The sequence below is a fragment of the Herpetosiphon gulosus genome (assembly GCF_039545135.1).
Lineage (GTDB): Bacteria > Chloroflexota > Chloroflexia > Chloroflexales > Herpetosiphonaceae > Herpetosiphon > Herpetosiphon gulosus.
The window spans coordinates 1-21,139 of the sequence record NZ_BAABRU010000027.1; the positions used below are offsets into that span (position 1 = coordinate 1).

The 21,139-nt window shown below is 48.2% G+C and carries 16 protein-coding genes; 9 read left to right on the forward strand and 7 right to left on the reverse strand.

Annotated features, from left to right (window positions below):
• Positions 1 to 161: 161 nt before the first annotated feature.
• The gene (locus ABEB26_RS23360) at positions 162 to 1,256 is read left to right on the forward strand and encodes a WD40 repeat domain-containing protein (RefSeq protein ID WP_345724505.1); all 1,095 of its coding nucleotides are present in this window, start codon (positions 162 to 164) and stop codon (positions 1,254 to 1,256) included.
• Positions 1,257 to 1,331: 75 nt separating this feature from the next.
• Here ABEB26_RS23360 and uvrA read toward each other — a convergent pair whose 3' ends face one another.
• Complete coding sequence (gene uvrA / locus ABEB26_RS23365) at positions 1,332 to 4,373, reverse strand: excinuclease ABC subunit UvrA (RefSeq protein ID WP_345724506.1); 3,042 nt, start codon at positions 4,371 to 4,373, stop codon at positions 1,332 to 1,334.
• A gap of 385 nt (positions 4,374 to 4,758) precedes the next feature.
• On the opposite strand from uvrA, the gene ABEB26_RS23370 reads away from it, so the two are divergent.
• Positions 4,759 to 7,245: a VWA domain-containing protein gene (locus tag ABEB26_RS23370; protein WP_345724507.1), complete on the forward strand. Its 2,487-nt coding sequence runs from the start codon at positions 4,759 to 4,761 to the stop codon at positions 7,243 to 7,245.
• Here the strand turns inward: ABEB26_RS23370 and ABEB26_RS23375 are convergent, their stop codons facing one another.
• Together ABEB26_RS23375 and ABEB26_RS23380 are read right to left on the reverse strand one after the other, a co-directional pair.
• Positions 7,246 to 7,512, reverse strand: coding sequence for a hypothetical protein (locus ABEB26_RS23375; protein ID WP_345724508.1), 267 nt, complete (start codon positions 7,510 to 7,512; stop codon positions 7,246 to 7,248).
• Positions 7,513 to 7,554: 42 nt separating this feature from the next.
• The gene (locus ABEB26_RS23380; protein ID WP_345724509.1) at positions 7,555 to 8,391 is read right to left on the reverse strand and encodes a ComEC/Rec2 family competence protein; all 837 of its coding nucleotides are present in this window, start codon (positions 8,389 to 8,391) and stop codon (positions 7,555 to 7,557) included.
• A gap of 116 nt (positions 8,392 to 8,507) precedes the next feature.
• On the opposite strand from ABEB26_RS23380, the gene ABEB26_RS23385 reads away from it, so the two are divergent.
• The 4 genes from ABEB26_RS23385 to ABEB26_RS23400 all read left to right on the forward strand — a co-directional run bounded on the left by ABEB26_RS23385 (position 8,508) and on the right by ABEB26_RS23400 (position 15,446).
• Positions 8,508 to 12,248, forward strand: coding sequence for a CHAT domain-containing protein (locus tag ABEB26_RS23385; protein ID WP_345724510.1), 3,741 nt, complete (start codon positions 8,508 to 8,510; stop codon positions 12,246 to 12,248).
• 12 nt (positions 12,249 to 12,260) lie between these two features.
• Positions 12,261 to 13,058, forward strand: coding sequence for a caspase family protein (locus tag ABEB26_RS23390; RefSeq protein WP_345724511.1), 798 nt, complete (start codon positions 12,261 to 12,263; stop codon positions 13,056 to 13,058).
• Positions 13,059 to 13,165: 107 nt separating this feature from the next.
• Positions 13,166 to 14,284, forward strand: coding sequence for an STAS domain-containing protein (locus ABEB26_RS23395; RefSeq protein ID WP_345724512.1), 1,119 nt, complete (start codon positions 13,166 to 13,168; stop codon positions 14,282 to 14,284).
• Positions 14,285 to 14,303: 19 nt separating this feature from the next.
• Complete coding sequence (locus ABEB26_RS23400; protein WP_345724513.1) at positions 14,304 to 15,446, forward strand: STAS domain-containing protein; 1,143 nt, start codon at positions 14,304 to 14,306, stop codon at positions 15,444 to 15,446.
• Here ABEB26_RS23400 and ABEB26_RS23405 read toward each other — a convergent pair.
• Complete coding sequence (locus tag ABEB26_RS23405; RefSeq protein ID WP_345724514.1) at positions 15,443 to 16,129, reverse strand: RecX family transcriptional regulator; 687 nt, start codon at positions 16,127 to 16,129, stop codon at positions 15,443 to 15,445. The two genes, ABEB26_RS23400 and ABEB26_RS23405, sit on opposite strands and share 4 nt — an antisense overlap.
• 69 nt (positions 16,130 to 16,198) lie before the next feature.
• Positions 16,199 to 17,275, reverse strand: a complete 1,077-nt coding sequence (gene recA / locus ABEB26_RS23410) for a recombinase RecA (RefSeq protein WP_012191718.1) — start codon at positions 17,273 to 17,275, stop codon at positions 16,199 to 16,201.
• Positions 17,276 to 17,587: 312 nt separating this feature from the next.
• Between recA and ABEB26_RS23415 the strand changes: the two genes are divergently transcribed.
• Both ABEB26_RS23415 and ABEB26_RS23420 read left to right on the forward strand, forming a co-directional pair.
• On the forward strand, positions 17,588 to 18,370 hold the full coding sequence (locus tag ABEB26_RS23415; RefSeq protein ID WP_012191719.1) for a tyrosine-protein phosphatase: 783 nt from the start codon (positions 17,588 to 17,590) through the stop codon (positions 18,368 to 18,370).
• A gap of 314 nt (positions 18,371 to 18,684) precedes the next feature.
• The gene (locus ABEB26_RS23420; RefSeq protein WP_345724515.1) at positions 18,685 to 18,885 is read left to right on the forward strand and encodes a hypothetical protein; all 201 of its coding nucleotides are present in this window, start codon (positions 18,685 to 18,687) and stop codon (positions 18,883 to 18,885) included.
• A gap of 50 nt (positions 18,886 to 18,935) precedes the next feature.
• On the opposite strand, the gene asd is transcribed toward ABEB26_RS23420, so the two are convergent.
• Positions 18,936 to 19,991, reverse strand: a complete 1,056-nt coding sequence (gene asd / locus ABEB26_RS23425; protein ID WP_345724516.1) for an aspartate-semialdehyde dehydrogenase — start codon at positions 19,989 to 19,991, stop codon at positions 18,936 to 18,938.
• 136 nt (positions 19,992 to 20,127) lie between these two features.
• On the opposite strand from asd, the gene ABEB26_RS23430 reads away from it, so the two are divergent.
• Positions 20,128 to 20,565, forward strand: coding sequence for a hypothetical protein (locus ABEB26_RS23430; protein ID WP_345724517.1), 438 nt, complete (start codon positions 20,128 to 20,130; stop codon positions 20,563 to 20,565).
• Here ABEB26_RS23430 and ABEB26_RS23435 read toward each other — a convergent pair.
• Positions 20,562 to 21,137: a TetR/AcrR family transcriptional regulator gene (locus ABEB26_RS23435; protein WP_345724518.1), complete on the reverse strand. Its 576-nt coding sequence runs from the start codon at positions 21,135 to 21,137 to the stop codon at positions 20,562 to 20,564. The genes ABEB26_RS23430 and ABEB26_RS23435 overlap by 4 nt on opposite strands.
• Between the last annotated feature and the right edge of the window lie 2 nt (positions 21,138 to 21,139).

Below are 21,139 nucleotides of genomic sequence, written 5' to 3' on the forward strand. Positions count from 1 at the left end.
CGACCACGGCGGGTTCCGGCTGGCAAAAGTGGTTCAATTACGGCAAATTGGGCATCACTCAATTCATGGCGAGCCATACACACCTCCTAGCGGAGAGTCTACCATGGAATTATCAGACAGAGCCTAGGGTTGGCATATGTTAGTATATTTAGGAGTTGTAGATGAAGAATAAATTTCTTCTATTTATCCTTATAATTTTACTATGTGTATCCTGCGCCACAACCAAATCTCCAACAGCTGAATCTCCAACAGCTGAATCTCCAACAGTTGAACCAACTCCTTTTTTTATGGAAAAAAGGAGTTTTTATGGATTTAATCCCATATGGATAAATTCATCAGAAGTTATATATACTAACGGATCTACTATTGTTAGAAGAAATATAAATAATTATTCACGAGAAGTTTATGAAGGTCATACAAGTGACATATTAGATATTTCCTTTGACAATATTACTGAAAATATCTTATCAACTTCTCATGATAAAACAATTAAGATATGGAATAAAAATAATATTATCAAAGATATAGCCAATGAAACGATAATGTCTTTGATATATTGGAGTCCCGATGGTAATTTATTTTCTGTCACCAGAAATTATCCTGAACATAGTATTGTAATTTATAATTCTGATGGAGAATATATAAAAACTCTCAATGGTCATTCTGATAAAATAAAGTGCCTTGAATGGAGTCCTAATTCAAAATTTTTAGTTTCCGGATCAACTGATCATATTATAAATCTTTGGGATAATAAAGGAAATAATATAGCAAAGCTTCAAGAACACACAAATGATGTAAATCAGATATTATGGCATCCTAATAGTGATAGATTTGTTTCTGCATCAGATGATGGAACTGCAATATTATGGGATAAAAATGGTAAATTAATTACGAAATTAACTCGTCATACAGCAGAAATTACATCTCTATCATGGAATAATACGGGGAGTTTATTTGCAACTGGCTCAAAGGATGGAACTATAAATATTTGGGATTCAAATGGAATTTTTGTCAGATCAATTAAAACAGATGGCGATTTTATATTTGATATTGCTTTTAGTCCTGATGGTAAAATGATTGCTTCGGCATCTTTACAGAAAATAGCACAGGTTTGGAAGATTACTGGAGAGAATGTAGCTACAATGGGTTCATATAGTGACACCGTATATGAAGTTTCTTGGAATCCTGATAGCAAAATGCTCTTACTAGGTATAGCAGGTGGGGAAATCTTTATTTGGGAAATTCAGTCAAAATAAACCATTTTGAGCGAAAACACACTCTTTACTATATTTCTATTTGAAATATAGTAAAGAGTGTGTTTCTAATTAATTTCAGCCAATCTGTAGCAAAGCACGCAAGAATACCGCTGTGTGTGAGGTCGGATGCAAAGCAACTTCTTCGGGTGTGCCTTGGGCGATAATCTGGCCGCCACCAGTGCCACCCTCAGGCCCAAGATCAATAATCCAGTCGGCGGTTTTGATCACATCAAGACTATGTTCAATCACCAAAACCGTGTTGCCAGCCTTGACCAAGCGCTGAATGACTCGCAACAGATTTTGTACGTCGGCGAAGTGCAAGCCTGTGGTTGGCTCATCGAGAATGTAGATTGTGCGACCTGTGGCCACCCGCGCTAATTCTTTGGCCAATTTGACCCGCTGAGCCTCGCCACCAGAGAGCGTCGTGGCCGATTGACCAAGTTTGATGTAGTCCAAGCCAACATCGTGCAAGGTTTGCAGCACCCGCTTGAGTTTGGGGTGGTTCTCGAAGAATTCAAGCGCGGTGTGCACATCCATATCCAGCACATCGGAGATGGTTTTGCCTTTGTAGCGCACTTGCAAGGTTTCGCGATTGTAACGTTTGCCCTTACATTCATCACAGCGCACCCAAACATCAGCCAAGAAGTGCATTTCGATCTTTTGCTCACCGTTGCCTTGGCAAGCTTCACAACGCCCACCTTTGACATTGAACGAGAAGCGACCTGGCTCATAGCCGCGCAGTTTTGCATCAGGCGTATTGGCAAACACCTCACGAATCTGATCAAACAACTTGACGTAGGTTGCAGGATTCGAGCGCGGCGTGCGACCAATCGGCTGCTGATCAATATCAATTACTTTATCAAGTTGCTCTAAACCTTCGAGTGTGTCGTATTTACCAACCCGCAGTTGGGCACGATTGAGCAAATTTGCTAAGGCTGGATATAGCGTTTCGGTAATCAATGACGATTTGCCTGAGCCAGACACCCCAGTCACTGCGACCAGCGTGCCCAAGGGAATCGTAATATCAAGGTTATTGAGGTTGTTGTGGGTTGCACCACGCAAGGTGATATGGCCATGGGCTGGGCGGCGAGTTGCTGGTACTTCAATTTTCAAGCGACCCGACAAATAGCTGCCAGTCAACGAGCCATTGCTGCTGATATATTCGGGCCGACCTTCGGCAACCACCCTGCCCCCGTTGACCCCAGCACCAGGCCCGAAGTCAACCAGCCAATCGGCGGCTTTCATAGTATCTTCGTCGTGTTCAACCACAATCACCGTGTTGCCCAGGTCGCGTAGTTTGGTCAAAGTATCGATCAATTTGCGATTATCACGTTGATGCAAGCCAATGGATGGTTCGTCGAGAATATACATCACGCCCATCAAACCTGCCCCAATTTGCGAAGCCAAGCGGATGCGCTGAGCCTCACCGCCAGACAGCGAGGGAGCCGAGCGATCAAGCGTGAGATAGTGCAAGCCGACATTCAACAAAAAGCCCAAGCGCTCACGAATTTCCTTGAGCACTTCGCCAGCAATCTCCAATTGCCGACCATCGAGTTTGGTTGGGGTTGGAGCAGCGGCCAACAGCGGCAACACCGTGGTATCTAAGCCATCGCGGCTTACCCAGTGGGCATCGCTGCCAGTTAAACCACAGGCCCACGCATAGCCTTGGGCCACAGTTTTGGCGCAAATTTGTTGCACATTTTCATCACCAACTGTCACTGCCAAACTTTCAGGCCGCAGTTTCGCGCCATGGCAAGCATGACAAGGCTGATCGCTCATCCATTGTTGGTAGTGTTCGCGCATATTTTCAACGCCAGTTTGTTGGAAGCGCCGCATAATTTCTGCGCCCAAGCCCTCCCAACGGCGATAATACTCGCCCTTGGATTGACCTTCGCTCCAAACATGCTTCACTTTTTCACTGCCCGAGCCTTGCATTAAAATTTCACGCACCTGTGGGCTGAGGTCTTTCCAGGGTGTATCAAGATCAAAATGATAGTGAGCGGCGATAGCTTGCAGAGCACGATAGCCCCAGCTGCCAACTTTCTTGCGCAACTCGCCCCAATAGGTTACCGCCCCATCGTGCAACGATAAATTGGGGTTTGGCACGAGCAGTTCTGCATCAACTTCTAAGCGCGTCCCTAAACCAGCACATTCTGGGCAAGCCCCTTGCGGCGCATTGAACGAAAACATTTGTGGGTTGAGTTCAAGGAACGAGATACCACAATCAACACAGGCATAATCCTCGCTCATCACAATATCGCCAGCAGCATTCATGCCGCTAATGCTTGATTCTTCCTCGGGCAGCAATTCTTCTTCATTAACTTCGGCGGCAACCGCTTTAGCCTTGGCTTTTTTCGATTTTGATTTTTCGGTTTGTTGGGCAAACTCAGGAATGGCAATAATAATTGTGCCATTAGCAGTGCGCAGGGCGGTTTCCACACTATCGTTGAGCCGTGAACGAAAGGTTTCATCATCCTCGGTTGGCACAGCCAAGCGATCAACCACAATATCAATCGTGTGTTTAACTTTTTTATTGAGTTTAATTTCGTCTTGCAGATCGCGAATTTCGCCATCGACCCGTACCCGCGAAAACCCTTGCGATCGAGCATCGTCAAAAATATCTTTGTATTCGCCTTTGCGAGCCGCTACCATCGGCGCTAAAAGCATAAAGCGCGTGCCTTTGGGCAACTCTAGCACCCGATTAACCATCTGCTCAGCGGTTTGGGAGCCAATTGCTTTACCACATTTATGGCAATGTGGCACGCCGATCCGCGCAAACAAGACCCGCAAATAATCATAAATTTCGGTGACCGTGCCCACAGTTGAGCGCGGATTTTTCGAAGCCGATTTTTGTTCGATCGCGATTGCTGGCGAAAGCCCACCAATAAAATCGACCTTGGGCTTTTCGAGTTGGCCTAAAAACTGACGGGCATACGAGGAAAGCGATTCAACGTAGCGGCGCTGGCCTTCGGCATATAAGGTATCAAAGGCTAACGATGATTTACCTGAGCCAGAAACTCCCGTCAACACAACCAATTGATCGCGTGGTAGTTCGATGTCGATATTTTTAAGATTGTGCTCACGTGCGCCCTTGATGACAATTTTATCCTGCGCCATACACCCGCCTTTATCGTAAAATCTATAGAGTTCAAGTGCAATTTTGCTGCTTGAACAGGAAAAAGCCCCGAACGTTGCTCCCATGGCAGCGCTTGGGGAATTGATTAATCGAACAGACGTGTTCATTATAGCAGAGTTTGCCCGCCATGATCAGCGACTTTTGAATGAACTTTGTTAAAAGGCAGAAGGCAAAAATCAAAAGTCAAAAGCGCCTACGATCTGGTTGGAAACTGCGAAAACAGCAAAATATGGCTATTAGTATTTATTTTGAATCCCAAGGTGGCTTAATTGCTCAAATATTAATTTTGCCTTTTGCCTTTTGCCTTCGATAGTATGGTATGCTTCAAATGATGATTTGTTGAGATTACCCCGCGATGGCGATTGCATGATATTTTTGGGATTATTCCTCGTTATAGTGTTGAGTGGCTGGTGGATTGCCCGCAAAACAACCCTCGATTGGCGGGTGGTTGGGCTGCGCTTGGTTAGCTTAGTTTGTATTTTGCTAGCACTGGCCTTGCCGCGTAACCAAGCCAATCAACAAGCTAGTCCCTTGATTTTGCTAGTTGATCAATCGGCCAACTTGCCTGGCGAATTGCGTGATGCTGCTTGGAATGAGGCTTTGCGCTTCTACCAGCAACAAATCGAGCAACGTCCGGTGCGTTTGTTGGCCTTCGGGGCCGATGTACGGGTAAGCCAAACCGACCAACGCCCAGCGATTGATCCCAATGGTAGCGATTTGGCGGGAGCCTTGCAATTTGCTGGTGGTTTGCTGCCCCAAGGTGGCGATATTATTGTGTTCAGCGATGGCGCTAGCACCACCGCCAATGGGCAAAATCAGGTTAGCACATTTACCCAGCGCTCAATTCGTTTGCACGCTGTGCCAATCAGCTACCCCGAAACCGATATTCGGGTGGAATCGCTAATCGTGCCGCCAGCTTTACGCGAAGGCGAGCGATTTAGCGCTGATGTGGTGCTCTATTCAAGCGTTGATGGTCAAGTTCGCCTCGAATTGAGCAGCGACGGCGTGGGCTTGGCGGGTCAAACGATTGATGTTGAGCAAGGCCGCAATCTGGTTTCATTTCAATCGACCGCTGGCGCTCGAGGCTTTCATCGTTTTCAGGCAACCTTGCTTGCTACCAATGATCAACAATCTGCCAATAATCAACTTGATGCCTGGACGGTGGTTGGCCCACCACCGCGCGTGTTAATTATCGAACGTTCACCAGATAGCTCAGCTAACTTGCGCGATGCTTTGGAAGATGCCAATTTGGTGACCGAAGCTTTACGCCCCGCCGCCTTGCCAACCAGCCTCAGCCAACTGAGTGTCTACGATTCAATCGTGCTCCAAGATATTTCTGCCAACGATTTAAGCCTTGATCAGCAATTGGCCTTGCGTGAATTTGTGCGTAGCCTTGGCCATGGTGTGGTTGTATTAGGTGGAACCAATAGCTATAACTTGGGCAGTTATGCTGGCACGCCGCTCGAAGAGTTGTTGCCAGTTTCCATGGAACCGCCGCCCCGCCGTGAGCGCCCAACCGTCACTTTACTGCTCATTTTGGATCGCTCGGCAAGTATGCTGGGCGAAACGGGCAAAGATAAATTTAGCCTTGCCAAGGCTGCCGCGATTGCCGCAACCGATTCGTTAGGAGCCGATGATACGATTGGCGTGTTGGCCTTCGATGATACCAACGATTGGACGGTGACCTTTACCAAAGTTGGCCAAGGTGTGCAGCTCAGCGAAATTCAAAATAATATTGCTGGTTTGAGTGCTGGCGGTGGAACTGATATTTATGCTGCTTTGGAAGTTGGTATGGGTGGTTTGGCCCAACAAACGGGCAAAGTACGCCATGCTGTGCTGTTGACCGATGGTCGTTCTGGTGGCGAAAGCTCCTACGAATCGCTGATCGCTCCGTTACGTGCTCAAGGCATCACGCTCTCGACGATTGCGATTGGCGGCGATGCCGATACTGTGCTGCTTGAATCGTTGGCCAAATTGGGTGCGGGACGCTACCATTTTGCCTCAAAACCTGATGATTTGCCGCGTTTGACCTTGCAAGAAGCCGAGATTGCCCGCGAAAACCCATTAACCGAAGGTCAATTTCAGGCTAACCTCGCTACACCACACCCTGCTATTCGTGGCCTGAACCTTGGCGAAATTCCACCGTTTGGTGGCTATGTGGCGGTCACCCCTAAACCTGACGCTGAGCAATTGCTGACCACTACCGAGGGCGATATTTTGCTGGCCACGTGGCAATATGGGCTTGGTCGCGCCACTGCTTTTACCTCAGATAGCGGCGAACGTTGGACTGCAACATGGCGACCTTGGCCAAACTGGGGTAATACCCTCGCTCAAATTATCGCTGCGACCTATCCTAATCCAGCTCGTGGCGACCTACGAATCAGCAGCGAATTGCAACCGAATCAAGCGATTATCACGCTCGATGCTCAAGCTGAAACTGGCGAACTCTACGATTTGGCTGATGTAGGTTTGCGGGTGCTGGCTCCCGATGGCAGCGAGCAGGTGTTACGTGCACCCCAAATTGCGCCAGGTCGTTATCAAGCGGTAGCTGATGCTCCACAAACTGGCGCTTACCATATTTTGGCAGCGTTGGAGCAAGGCCAAACTCGGCTCGAAACCCAAGCTGGCGTGATTCATCCCTATAATCGTGAATGGGCTGTTTCGGCTAACCCCGTGCTGTTGGAGCAATTGGTTGGGCTTGGTCAAGGCCAAATTGGCAGCTTGGAGCAAATTGCCCCTAGCCTGCAAGTTTCCAACCAAACCAGCAGTACCCAATGGTGGCCATGGCTGATTGCGCTGGCCTTGGGTTTGTGGTTGGTTGAAATCGCCATCCGCCGTGGAGTTATTCGTTAGTTAGAGCGGGCGAATCTCATCATCTTGGATTTGGGTCAGTATGCCATTGATATAGGTTGGATCAAGCCCAAAACGATGGCCACACAGAATGCCTAGCCCTTTGCTGCCACGGCGATACTCGCAGCTCAAGCATTGTTCAAATTTAGCAGGAGCATCATATAACGTGCATTGATCGCTGCGATTGCTGCCAAAACTAATCAATTTGGGTGGAGTTGACGGTTCAACAGGTTGATCGTTAAATAAGGCACGGGCAACTTTTTTGCGCATACTGGCCTCCTTGATTTGGGGATGTGGCATATTTTAGCATGGTTAGGGTTGGGCGTGGGTTTGCAACCACATCTGTTGACCATCGCTGTGAATATGCACCGAGCCATCAAGTTTTTCGTGGAGCAAGCGCCGCTCTTGGCTGCCTCGGGCAAAATAACTGCGCGGATCTTGTTGTTCTGGTGGGCCTTGGCTATAAATCAGGGCTTGTGCGCCACAACGATTGGCCAGCAAACGATCATCGCCCCGCGACCATGGCCAAATCAAAACGTGGCATTGATTTGCTGCTACCGTCAATTGTTTGGCAACTTGATCGCTTGGATTGAGACCAATGAGGCTGTGCCATGCCCCAAACTGGAGCTGAATAATCGCTTGAGATTGGGCTTGGGGCGCAGCGAGAATCGTCAGTTGCACCTGATCTACTGTCATTTTTTGGCCTGATTCGATCAATACCACCCTGCTCCGTTGTTGGGTTAAGGCTTGGGCTAGCTCAGCAGCAACGGGATTTGATTCGAAAGCAGGGGTTAGCACTAAATTAATCTGATAACTACGGGCTAATGCCAAGGCTCCACTTAATTGTTGTGGCTCGTTACTGGTCAAGACTAGTAGATCGATCTGGCGTTGCCAAAATGGCAAACGTTGGCCCATAATTGCCATAATCGTTACTGGATCGGTGCTGGCATCGATGATAATCTGCTTGGCGTTGGGTGTTTGCACCAAAACACTGTTACCGGCAATCGCTGGTACAAATAGGTGAATGTTGCCATCAGGGCGATGTTGCCAAGCTTGCCAACCGATTACGACGCAGCTCACCATGATAATTCGCCCAAGCCAGCGTTGCCAATTGCTCAATTGCTGCCAACGTCGCCAAAACTGTTGCATAAAATCACTCCTTGGAACGTTAATCAATCAGAGCCACAGATTGGCGAAAATTGGCATGGCCACGCGAATGTTGTGCATTTGCTACGCTGCTGCCGTTAATGCGCTTGGAGGCAACGATGACCACAGCTTGGTTGACTCAATGGCTGGCCAAACAACGCTTAAATCCTCAATATCAGCAAGGAGCAACGTTGCACCAAGCTTTGCAATTGGTGCTCTACGATTGGCTTCCAGCGGTATTTGAGGGTTTGGAGCAACAAGCTAAAGCCAATTGTTGGCCCGATCAGGGTTTTAGTCAACGCATAACTGCGAGCGCCAAGCAACTGGCACTCTGGCATGGCAATCCACAACGTTATTGCGCATTGCAGCAACAGCAAACCAACCTACCTTTGCAACTTCCCAGCATCTGGCAAGCCGACCAGCCAACCCTAAACGCCAAACAAATCGATGCTTTGCGCTCGTTTTGTAGCAGTGTGAGCAGCGATCCACGCTCGGCAAGCTGGACGATTTGCGTTGCCGATGAGGCTGAATTGTATGCTTGCGAGTTGCATGCCCATGCCCTGTTTGGCGATATTGCCGCACTTTGGCAGCCAATAATTCAAGGTTTGGCCAAACTGAATGAACTTGAAGCAGTGATTAGTTTGATTTTGCTTGAACGCGATTTGGCTGATTATGCTGGGATTATTGCGAGTTTCAAGCGTGCCCAACAGGCGCATCCTAAGGCCGCCGAGCAGCTAGTGCCTTGGCTCGACGATCAACTAAAACCAACCTTGATCGATGATTTGCGGGCAATGCTTGAGGCGGTTTTGCTGGCTTATCGGCTACATAACACTGATGATCAAGCCTTGCTTGAAGCACTTCAGCAGGCAATTAGGGCTTTAACGCCAGTCGAAGTTGCTCCCGACGAAGGTAAAGGTGAGGAAGCGCCTGCGCCAGCTCCGCAACGTGGCGTTCCGTTGCCAGCAGTTAATTTGCCAATGCCGAATATTTTGCGCTTTGCTACGCCCAAAAATTTACTTTTGCAGCAACTAAAAACCCATTGGCAGGCCTTGTTGGCAGGGGTTTTGATCGATGAGCAGATTGGGGCACGCCATCGGGTAGTACTGCAATGGTGGCTGGCTTGGACTGAACATCAATTATTTAACGTGGCTCAAGCCCAAGCGTTGCTCGCCGAAATTCCCAGCCCAACTGCGCCATTAGGTTTATTGACCGAGGCCTTGCGTGGCGAATTGGCTTTTTTAGCAGGCCAACCTGAATTAGCCCAACACTGTTTTGCCACAACCCTTGCAACCAGTCAGCAATTACTGGCCGAGCCAAATTTTGCCAGTCACACCAGCCAAAATCAGGCTTTTGGTGGCTTATTGGCCCAATGGCAGGGCAATAGTTTGGTGATGCTGGGCGATTACGCGGCAGCTGAACAATGCTATGTCAAGCTCGTCAATTTGTTGGCCGCTGATGATTGTGAAGGCCAGTGTTTAGCAGCGATCAATCGTGGCAATATCGCTTTTGTACGCAACAATTTGCTTGATCATCGTGGCTATGTCAGCTACGACAAAACTGAGCAAGTGTTGTTGCGCGGCGATAAACCACCTGAACATTTTCTAGGGCTGAAATATACCAAGCATCGCCAAGCCCTTGTTCAAGCGCAACAAGCCTATGCCGAAGCATTAATTTTGGCTGAACAAGAGCCAAATTTGGCCCAATATCGCAGCTTGATCATCGCCAATCAAGCCAATATTGCTTGGCTCCAAGCCAATTTGGTGCTTGAGGCTGGTTGGTTTTCTAGCGAGTTGGCGGCAAGCTTGCAGGATTTAGGGGAGCCAGCCCAGCTTTATCAACAAGCCTTGACCTTGTTGCAACAAGCCTTGGCGCTGCTCAACCAAACCACGGCGGATCGGGTGATGCAGGCGGTGTTGTTTGCCAATATCAGCGAAGTGCAATTGTTGCTGAAGCAGCCAGCCGAGGCCTTGAGTGCCGCCCAAAATTGCTTGAAAGCGCTGAATCTGAGTGATCTTAATCCTCAAGCGGCCTTGAAACAAGCCCAAATGCGCGGCGTGTTGATTCCCGATGCTGGCTGGCGGGTTTGGTTGACCATGGCACGAGCCTACGAAGCACTCAATGATCTGCCCAAAGCCCAACAAGCCTATGCCAATGCCTGCGAATTGGTGCAAATGTTACGTAATAATGTACAGCAAAGCGATTGGCAAATGGCCGCGCTGCAAGATAAATTTCAGGTGTTCGAATGCGCCATGCATTTTCATTTCAACCATTCCAACGATCGTAGCAGCTTATTGCAATTGAGTGAAAGCCTGCGTGCCCATGGCTTTGAACAACTGCTTGAGGCTAGCCAAATTGATCGTGAGCGTGAACTTAGCCCTGAGTTAAAGCAGCAACGACTAGCCCTGGCCGCCGCGTTGGCCGCGCGAAGTATGGCGATTCGCTTGGCGATGCAACAGCCCGCTGGCGATGATCTAGTTAAATTATTGAACGATCAGCGTGCCGCATTTGCCGATTGGCAAGCACTTCAAAGCAGCATTGCCCAAGCCTTGGAAAGCCAAAATCAAGAACTCCAGCCGCAGCTAGTAACCTGGCCAAGCTTGCAAACAGCCTTGACCGAACGACCCAACACGGTGATTTTGAGCTTTACGATTGGCAGCGAATGGAGCTATTTGCTGTATGCCAATGGTCAGCAGCTACAAGCATTTGAGCTAGCCTGCCGCGCCAAAATTGAATATGCTGTGGCCCGCTTGATTTGGTATGCTCAGCGTGGGGCTGCTCGTTGGCAAGAATTTGTTCGAGCCAATCGCCATGTCGTTGAGTGTTTGCTTGGGCCACTATGGGCAGCGGGGCAAAAAGAGCAACTGCGCGGCAAACAATTAATCATCATTCCAGATGGAATTTTGTATTATTTGCCCTTTGATTTACTGTTTTTTGATGATCCCGTTGATGCCAATCAACAGCCGCTTGATCCAGCGACCTATCGCCAAAAAGCCCCTAACCAAGCTACGCCTGAGCAAATTTGCCGTGATCTTGTGCCATTTTATTGGCTGAATCACGCCACAATTTCCACTGCCCAATCGATTAGCCTTTGGCTGCAACTTCAGCAACAAACAGCAACGCCAGCGCCAAATTTGGCGCTAGGCGTTTACAACATCAACTACCAAACCAATGTGCCCAGCGTCTATCCAGGCCATATTTACGCCCAAGAATTGCTGATTAGCTACAACGATTTGAGCCAAACTAGTGTGCTCAGTAAGGTATTAGGCGATTTGGCTGAGCATGGAACCACCTTGCAACTAACCGCTTGGCAAGCAGATCACACGCCCTATCAAGCTGAATTTCAATCCAACGAAGCTAATTTCAAGCGAATTTTGACTGAGCAGGCCATTCGCTACATCATTTTTGCAGGCCATGGCGTGTTCAACGATAAATATCCGCAATTTTCGGGCTTGGTGTTTAATTTGGCAGCGCCTGATTGCAGTAGCGATCAGAGCGGGCAAGATGGATTTTTGGGCATTCATGACCTTTTTGAATTACGCATGCCCAATACCGAATTGATTTTTTTGGCAGCATGCCAAGGTGGTTTGGGCCTAATTTCACGTGGCGAGGGCATCAATGGTCTGACTCGCGCCTTGATGTTTCGCGGTAGTCCGACAATTATTGCTAGTTTGTGGTCGGTTGATGTGTTGGCAACCATGGATTTAGTTGAGGCTTATTTTGAGTTGCTGAGCCAACAACCAAGCGCTGATAAAGCCGAAATCTTGACCAAGGCTAAGCAAAAAATGCTGGCCCAGCCTGATAAACCGCATTTAGTCCATCCATTTTATTGGGCCGCTTTTATTCCGATTGGAAAACGCTAGAAGGAGCAATCTATGCCAAATCGTTTGCTGGTCGTGGCAATTGGAGTTAGTGTCTATGCCAATCCGGCGATTCCACCGTTGCCAACCTGCCGTGATGATGCCCAAGTTTTTTTGAATGCGCTGCGACCCTTGAGCACTCAGCCCTTACTTGAGCGAGTCTTGTTTGATGATCAAGCCACCAAAGCCAATATTCAGGCGACCTTGGAATGGTTGGCGGGCGAAGTCTCCGTTGATGATCTGGCGATTGTCTATTATTCAGGCCATGGAGCCAGCTTCGACGACGATAATGGTGACGAGAGCGATGGTAAAGAGGAGTTTTTGTGTCCGTATGAATGTGGCTTGGAGCAAGGTGTAGGCAGTTTTGTGCGCGATGATGAATTACGCGTTTGGCTGACCCCAATTCGTGAAAAAGCCCCGTTATTGGTGGTGCTCGACGCTTGCCATAGTGGCACAGGCGCGATGGCTCCAGCAGGCTTGATCGCCAAAGAATTACCAGCAGGCTTGGTTAAGCAAATTATTGGCAATGCCACGATTCCTGCTAGCGCTGGTGGCGATCCAATTCCTGCCAATCAAGTGCTTTTGGCTGGCTGCCAAGATAGCGAACAATCCTACATTTTGCCTGGTGAGCCAAACTCGTTATTCACAGCCAAGTTGGTCGAGCAAATCGCCGCTGGCCAAACTACTGATATTCAAGCCCTATTTGAAGCAACCTATAATGCCGTGCTCGATGCTAGCGATCTAGCGGGCATTCAGCAAACCCCGAAGATTAGTAATGGGCTGAATGCGCCGCTTGCACTGCGATCAGCCTAACCCGAATATCCCCTCTACGGGGTACTTAAAACAGGACGAACAACAAGGCAAATAATTGACAAAGGGGGGATAATAAAGCGAATCTAGATAGCTAAGGAATCCCCTCTATGGTTATGCGCTTGCAAGCCTGGCTTCAACGTTTGCCCCAACAACATGTGGTCGAACGTCGCCAAGCCATGTTGCTACAACATATGGTACTCACGCTAATCCTAGTTTCGGCGATTGGAGTTATTACCGCACCCATTACTAGCGGCTCCTCGAATCAAATGCTGTTGGCAGCGGTTTGCTATGGTGTGATGGGCTTGAGTTCGTTGTTGGTGCTATGGCGGATTCGCTTTAATGCCCTGCAACAAGCAATTTTGATTTTACTCAGCAATTTTCTCATCCAATTGTTGATTTCATTTTGGGCAATTGGTGTGTATACCCAAGCGGTTGGCTTTACACTAGTTTCATTCTCGATGCCAATTGTCTTAGCTGGGTTGTTGAGCAATCGGCGAGTTGTTTTAGCTATGACCAGCCTATCGCTGACGATTTTTCTGCTAATCGGTTTGGCAGAATCGCGTGGCTTAGCGGGTAAATTGTTGTTGCCAATTAATCTTCAAGCAATTGTTGGTACATTTAGCTTGCTAACAATTCTTCAGGCAGTGATTGTTGATCGCTTTGGTAGCAACCTACGCCACACCTTGCACGAAGCCTTAGAGCGTGATGCTAAACTGAACCAATTACGCGATTCATTGGAAATCACGGTTAACGAGCGAACCACTAGCCTGAGTCAAGCGCTGGCCGAGCTTGAACAACGCGAGCTTGATTTACAGCATACCTTAGCTACATTGCAACATAGCAAACAGATTTTTACCCAGCTCAGCACCCCAGTCTTGCCAATTTTGCCACGAATTTTGGTTATTCCCTTGGTTGGCGAGGTTTCGGGCGAACGCGCTGAAGCTTTTGCTGAAAACATTTTCAATGCAATTGAAGCCAACAAAGCCCATACAATCATTCTTGATGTAACTGGCGTAACCACCATCGATACCTTTATTGGTAAGGCTTTGCTACATATCGCTGGAACTGTGCGTTTTCTTGAGGTTCGCACTATTTTGGTCGGTTTACGGCCCGAAGTTGCCGAAACGCTGATCGCACTCCACATCAATTTCCCAGCAATTCAGACCTTTGCAAATCTTGAACAAGCAGTTTTATCGCTGATTAATCAACGGCTGGAATTGAATTAGTACCAAAGAGGAACAGGTTATGCTGAGCCGCTGGCGCTTATGGTTTGCCCAATTACCACAAACCAACCTGATTGAACGCCGCCAATCCCGTGCATTCCAAGCGATTGTGCTGGGTTTATTTGGAATTGCGATCGTTGGAGTGCTCAGTTCAGCGGTTATTTTTTTGATTTTTCCTGCCACCCCCGATACCTTCAAACAACTGCTCATGGCGATGGGTGCTTATTCAACCATGGGCATCGGTGCGGCGATTGCGCTCCAGCAGCTACGCCGTAATCATTTGCAACGAGCGGCAATGATTGTGAGTGCTAGCATTCAATTGATGTTACTGATAGGCTATGCGGTCGTTGGGATTTTACGTGAAAATAGCACCTATGGTTTTGTCTTTTTTACGATTCCTTTAATTATCAGTGCGCTACTGAATAATCGAAAAGTCTTGATTTTGAATGCAATTACCTCAATTGTAATTGTAGCTTCAATTGGTATACTTGAATCGGCTGGCATTTTACAACCAATCGATATGATCGAAAATTTTTGGGTTATTTTTGTGACGATGACGATTGCAATTGTCAGCCAAGCCTTATTAGTTGAACGATTTGGCAGTAGCTTGCACATGGAGATTTACAATTTACTCCAGCGTGAAGATGAATCACAGCAATTACAGCATCTATTAGAGCAAAAAGTTACCGAACGCAACCAGCGACTCCAACAAGCACTGAATGATTTAGCACAACGTGAGAAAATTCTCCAGAAAGCTCTCAACGAATTACAAACCAGTCAAACGATTGTGGCTCAATTAAATATTCCAGTTATTCCAGTTTTGCCACGGGTGTTAATTGCGCCCTTGATTGGCGAAATGACCGCTGAGCATGCACAAACTTTACGCCACGATATTTTTGCAGCAATCGAACGTTCGAGTGCCCATACGATCATTTTGGATATTACGGGAGTTTCATTAATTGATCGAGTTGTAGCCGAAACAATTATTCAAATTGCCAAAACTGGCCAATTGCTTGGCACAAAAACAATTTTGGTTGGCTTGCGTCCTGAAGTTGCCACAGCCTTAGTTTCGCTTGATATGCAAGCAAATTTGGTAAAAAATTATCTGACGCTCGAAAAAGCCATTCAGTCACTGCTCCAAACCCATGTGCGGCGAGCAGCTTAATCAATGTCGTCCGTTTCAGTTTCATCCGATTCGCTATTTGATTGCAGCTCTTGCCAAAGTTGATCAAGCACAGGTTTGATTGTGTCGAAGCCAAAACCGCGCCGTTGCAGTAAGCCCGCCATTTTGCGGCTAAACGCCATTTTAGTTGGTTCGTTGGCATAGCGCCGCAAGGCAGTACGCGCAACGGTGAAAGCTCGTGCTTGTTCTTCATTCTGATCAGTTAATTCATTCAACACTTCGCTAATTAATTCGCGTTTGACCCCTTTTTGACTCAGCTCTGCTTGAATTACTCTGGCTCCCTTAGGCCGATGCTGTTGGCGATTTTCGACCCAAAACCGTGCAAAAGCCTCATCATTAACCAAGCCAAGTTGAGCCAATTTTTCAATTGCCAAATCGATATGTTCATTAGGAAATTCACGTTGGCGCAAGCGCGTGCGAATTTCTTGGCTAGAGCGTGGCCGAGCCGCCAGAAAAACTAAGGCGGCATTGTAGGCTTTATCGATCTCTTCAGCCTTGGCGATGGCTTGCCAATCGGCTTCACTCAGCACCTTGCCTTTGTATAACCCTTGCTGTTCCAATGTGCGCAAGCTAATACCCAAGGCAAACACCGAATCGATATACAAATTGACCCGTTCATGATCGCGCTGTTGAATTTCGAGCATGGTGATGGTTCCTGTTGGCATGGCAATTCCTCAAACAAAAAGGCGTAGCATTGGTGTGCTACGCCCTCTTTAATCAATTAATAACACTGACTATTCGTCGTCGAAAATCCCATCGCCATCATCGGCAGGCGCAGCACCGTTGGCAGCCGCCGCCCCAACAATAACCTTGGCGGTAGGCGCACCTGGTGAAGCCGCCCGAATCATCTTTTCGATTTCATCGGCTAAAGCTGGATTATCTTTGAGGAATTGTTTAGCATTTTCGCGGCCTTGGCCCAAGCGATCATCGCCAAGGTAGAACCAAGCCCCGCTCTTGCGCAGAATTTCCATGGTCACACCAACATCAACGATATTGCCTTCGCGCGAGATGCCTTCGTTATACATAATATCGAACTCAGCTTGGCGGAAAGGTGGTGCAACTTTATTTTTAACAACTTTGACCCGTGCACGAGCGCCAGTCACATCTTGACCTTGCTTGATACTTTCAACTTTGCGAATATCTAAACGCACCGAGGCATAGAATTTGAGTGCATTGCCGCCAGTGGTGGTTTCAGGGTTACCAAACATCACACCGATTTTCATCCGCAATTGGTTGATGAAAATCAAAGCAGTGCGTGATTTGGAGACAGCGCCCGAGAGCTTGCGCAAGGCTTGCGACATCAAACGGGCTTGCAAACCAACGTGTGAATCGCCCATGTCGCCTTCAATTTCGGCGCGTGGTACGAGCGCTGCTACCGAGTCAACCACAATCACATCGATTGCGCCTGAGCGCACCAAGGTTTCGCAAATTTCAAGCGCTTGCTCGCCAGTGTCAGGTTGTGAGACCAACAAGTCTTCAACGTTGACCCCACAATTGGCGGCATAAACGGGATCAAAAGCATGTTCAGCATCGATAAAGGCCGCAACGCCACCCATTTTTTGGGTTTCGGCCACAATATGTTGGGTCAGGGTGGTTTTCCCTGAGCTTTCTGGACCATAAATTTCAATCACCCGACCCCGGGGAATCCCGCCAACCCCAAGCGCCAAATCGAGCGCGATTGAGCCAGTTGGAATTGCTTCGATCGATAAGCGTTGATCGCTCATACGCATAATTGCGCCTTTACCAAATTGGCGATCAATCTGACTGAGGGCGGCGGCCAGAGCCTTTTCTTTTTCGGGTGAGATTGCCATTACTCGGACTCCTTGTAGATACTCTTGCTTACGAAAAAGTGCGACAGACTTGCACGTCGCCACTGCAAGCCAGTATAGCACACTTGTTCGTCAAGTACAAGGCTTTTTTTCCTAGTTTGGCTAGTACTTTTGCTTTAACCAAACATAATCCTTTGACTTTTAAGCCTATAGCGGTATAATCCATCACCTATAGAGATTAACTTAATTTTGTTAATTACTACTCCGTATCGTCCCCCCTAAATCACTCCTGTGGGGCGATGGCATAGTGGTATACTTGCTTGGTCTGTTTGAAACTAAAACAAGGCGCACCCTATGTACGATTTACACTGTCATATTCTGCCTGGTATTGATGATGGCCCTGCCGATTGGAGTGGTTCGTTAGCAATTGCCCGCGCCTTAGTTGCCGAAGGTGTGACCTGTGTTGCCGCTACTCCACACGGGCCTGGTTCTTCGCAATCGCGGATCTATCTGCCATCACGCTTGCGCGATTTGGTGGTGCAACTGCGCGAATATTTGCAACGCGCCAAATTAGGCTTACAAGTCGTTTTAGGCACTGAAATGGTGGTTGCCAGCGATTTGACCGAACGTTTGCGTCAAGGTGATCTCTTGGGCTATGGCACGAGTCGCGCTGTTTTATTAGAAACTCCCGCGCATATTGTGATTGAACATCTGCAACGTTCGATTTTTGATTTACAACTAGCAGGCCATCGGGTCATTCTAGCCCACCCCGAACGTACTCGTGTCTTTCAAGATAATCCTAATCTGTTGATCCCATTAATTGAGCGTGGCGTAGTCGTTCAAATAACCGCTGCTAGTTTGGTTGGTTGGCACGGTCAGCGCTTGCAAGATATCACAACTCAAATGGTTTATCATAATTTGGCCCAAATTATTGCTAGCGATGCCCATGCGCCCACTGGTGCGCGTGCTCCCGCTATGCGCGAGGCCTTTCAGGTGGCAACCCAATTGGTTGGTGAACATCGGGCGCGACGGATGGTCGAAGAATTGCCCCATTTGCTGCTGTCTGATGCCCAGATCCCTCTGGCTGAACCCTATTTCATCCAGCCGCAAAAGCAACGTTGGTGGCGACGACGCTAGCCCCATTATTCAATCACGAAAAACGCGAAGCTCACCAAAGTTAAGTTTTAGGGCTTCTCGCAATGGTTGGTTTCAATAACAAAGCTCACCTACGGGGGGCTTTTTTTGTTTTAGGCCATTGGAACAAATAGTGCTAGTTTGCAGTATTACTAGTATCGAGGCTCGTGTGAGGATTTGGTACTATCAGCTTGATGACTAATGAGCTATAGAATATTAATCAAATTCTTAGATTTATAGCCTAAATCACTCAATGATTAATTAAGCTTGATGTGATACGATACAGCTAGATATCCAGTTTTATGAGGGGTGTGTTGATGGTTCTCTTTGCAGTGTTATTAATCCTCTTTGGTGGCATTTTATTGGTTTCGCGCCAATTTCGCGAGCAATGGTTTTATAGCGATACCCGCCGAGGCACAGATGCGGTGTTTACCCAACGGTTACACCAAACGTTTCGCTCAGTTGGTGGCGTATTTATGGTTATTGGGTTGATCATCGTGGTGATCAATACTATTTAACGGCAACTGCGCACAGAATTCCGCACCATTGGTTCTGTGCGCAGCGCTTTTTAAGCCTTGATCAAGCCCTTAGCAACCATTAATTCGGCATTGAGCAACGAACCCCCAGCGGCTCCGCGCAAGGTGTTGTGTCCCAGCAAAACTAATTTGTAATCAAGAATTGGGCAACGGCGAACGCGCCCAACGGTGGTAGCCATGCCGCGTTCGGCATCGCGATCACGGCGTGGCTGTGGGCCATCGGCCAATTCAGTTACCAAAATTGGGTGGGTTGGAGCGCTTGGCAAATTGAGCGTTTGTGGTTCGGCCTTAAACTCACGCAAGGCCGCGATCAATTCGGCTTCATCGCCGGGCGGGCGCTCAAAGGCCAACGATAAACACTCGGTATGCCCATCGATAACCGCCACCCGATTACAATGAGCGCTAATCGTGATCTGGGCTTCTTCCACGCCCTGAGCGCCAAGTGTGCCCAAAAGCTTGCGTGGCTCCCACTCAACTTTTTCTTCTTCACCTTTGATCAACGGCACAACATTATCAATAATATCGAGGCTTGGCACGCCTGGATAGCCTGCGCCTGAAATTGCTTGCATACTCACCAGCAAAACCTTGGTGAGGCCAAAGGCATCGTGCAAAGCTCGCATTGGCAACACAGCGTGGGTGGTTGTACAGTTGGGGTTGGTCAAAATCCCGCCACTCCAACCATAATGTTGGCGTTGCAGTTCCAACAAATTCACATGGTCAGGGTTGACTTCGGGCACTAACAGCGGCACAAGTGGATCGCGGCGATGTGCGCCAGCATTTGAAAAAACCAACGCGCCTGATTTGGCCCAAGCAATTTCGGTCGGGCCAGCAGCATCACTGGGCAAGGCACTGAACACTAAGCCAACATCGCCAACCTGATCAACGGGCTGGACGGTCATCTTGGCAAATTGGCTAGGCATTTCGCCGCCGATCATCCAGCGGCCAGCTTCGGACAAGGTCTTACCAGCCGAACGCTCCGAAGCGGCAACTAGCGTTACTTCAAAATAGGGGTGATCGATCAACAAACTCAAAAAGCGTTGTCCAACCATCCCTGTTGCGCCTAGCACACCAACAGGAATCTTCTTCATACCAAAAGCCTCCGCAGTGGGAATGTATCTGAATTAGCACCATTGCTCATCAGCGTCGTTGCTGCGGGCATTATAGCAACTCCACGCGGCCCTGCAACGTACCTAGGTTTGATGTTAATAGATTAGGGGGTTTTAGATGATTGATATTGATATTCGCAATCGAGTTACAACCTTGGAGCGCGAAGTTTTCGCATTACGCAGTGAATTGCGTTCGCTCAGAAATGAAGTGCGCCAAGGAAGTATTCCTCAAAACAAAATGCGCCACCAGCCAACGACCGAGCGCAATTTGGCTCCAGAACGTGAGCCAGAAGCCTTGGTTGATGTTGCCCAACAGCTTTCCGAACAGGTTTCGAGCGAGGAAATTGGGGCATATTTGAAGCGCCGCCGCGTAACTGCCAACGATATTCAACTAACTGAGCAGGATCTGGAGCGCAATCGCACCCGTAAGAATCTGTCGGATCATAGCAAACTCGCTGGATCTGCTACAATCAATGCTTTTTATAGTCATGCTCACTTATTCATTATTTTATTTGGCTTGATTATGCTACTGGTGCTTTTGCTGACGATGCTCTAATCGGCATTCAAATTGGCGACACCAGCCAAATAGCTGCGCACGGCCAAATCGAAGGTGCTGCTTAAATCGCCGCCACGCTGGAGTTGTTGATTGAGTTCGAGCAGCACAAAGCCATGAATCAGCCCTAACAAGCCGCGCAAAGCTGCCAACGAGGCTGCTTCACCGCTAATTTGGGCCATGATTGCCTGAATTGGCAATACCATTTCAACCAACAACGCCGGATCAGCCCGTTGTTCAGGGCTAGCAGCAGTTAGGGCTAAAGCATAATTTTTGGGCTGCCCATGAGCAAATTGGCGATGCCCATGGCTAATTGCTAACAACTGGTTTTGCGCATCATTTGGGCTATTGGCTAACGCTTGATCATACGCCGCAAATAGTTGTTGAATTGTGACGGTAACCACACCTTTGAGCAGAGCATTTTTGTTGGCTACATAGCGATATAGCGATGGAGCTTTGATGCCCAACTCGCTGGCAAGGCTGGCTAAGGCCAATTGTTCGACCCCATCGCGTTCAATCAAGGTTTGGGCGGTACGAATAATCGTTGGATAATCGGTTTGGGCTGGGTAGGCCATTA

What these genes read in the sequence shown, in the direction of transcription:
- ABEB26_RS23360 (WP_345724505.1), top strand. Translation starts at nt 162, where the DNA reads ATGAAGAATAAATTTCTTCTATTTATCCTTATAATTTTACTATGTGTA.
- uvrA (WP_345724506.1), bottom strand. Translation starts at nt 4,373, where the DNA reads ATGGCGCAGGATAAAATTGTCATCAAGGGCGCACGTGAGCACAATCTT.
- ABEB26_RS23370 (WP_345724507.1), top strand. Translation starts at nt 4,759, where the DNA reads ATGATATTTTTGGGATTATTCCTCGTTATAGTGTTGAGTGGCTGGTGG.
- ABEB26_RS23375 (WP_345724508.1), bottom strand. Translation starts at nt 7,512, where the DNA reads ATGCGCAAAAAAGTTGCCCGTGCCTTATTTAACGATCAACCTGTTGAA.
- ABEB26_RS23380 (WP_345724509.1), bottom strand. Translation starts at nt 8,391, where the DNA reads ATGCAACAGTTTTGGCGACGTTGGCAGCAATTGAGCAATTGGCAACGC.
- ABEB26_RS23385 (WP_345724510.1), top strand. Translation starts at nt 8,508, where the DNA reads ATGACCACAGCTTGGTTGACTCAATGGCTGGCCAAACAACGCTTAAAT.
- ABEB26_RS23390 (WP_345724511.1), top strand. Translation starts at nt 12,261, where the DNA reads ATGCCAAATCGTTTGCTGGTCGTGGCAATTGGAGTTAGTGTCTATGCC.
- ABEB26_RS23395 (WP_345724512.1), top strand. Translation starts at nt 13,166, where the DNA reads ATGGTTATGCGCTTGCAAGCCTGGCTTCAACGTTTGCCCCAACAACAT.
- ABEB26_RS23400 (WP_345724513.1), top strand. Translation starts at nt 14,304, where the DNA reads ATGCTGAGCCGCTGGCGCTTATGGTTTGCCCAATTACCACAAACCAAC.
- ABEB26_RS23405 (WP_345724514.1), bottom strand. Translation starts at nt 16,129, where the DNA reads ATGCCAACAGGAACCATCACCATGCTCGAAATTCAACAGCGCGATCAT.
- recA (WP_012191718.1), bottom strand. Translation starts at nt 17,275, where the DNA reads ATGGCAATCTCACCCGAAAAAGAAAAGGCTCTGGCCGCCGCCCTCAGT.
- ABEB26_RS23415 (WP_012191719.1), top strand. Translation starts at nt 17,588, where the DNA reads ATGTACGATTTACACTGTCATATTCTGCCTGGTATTGATGATGGCCCT.
- ABEB26_RS23420 (WP_345724515.1), top strand. Translation starts at nt 18,685, where the DNA reads ATGGTTCTCTTTGCAGTGTTATTAATCCTCTTTGGTGGCATTTTATTG.
- asd (WP_345724516.1), bottom strand. Translation starts at nt 19,991, where the DNA reads ATGAAGAAGATTCCTGTTGGTGTGCTAGGCGCAACAGGGATGGTTGGA.
- ABEB26_RS23430 (WP_345724517.1), top strand. Translation starts at nt 20,128, where the DNA reads ATGATTGATATTGATATTCGCAATCGAGTTACAACCTTGGAGCGCGAA.
- ABEB26_RS23435 (WP_345724518.1), bottom strand. Translation starts at nt 21,137, where the DNA reads ATGGCCTACCCAGCCCAAACCGATTATCCAACGATTATTCGTACCGCC.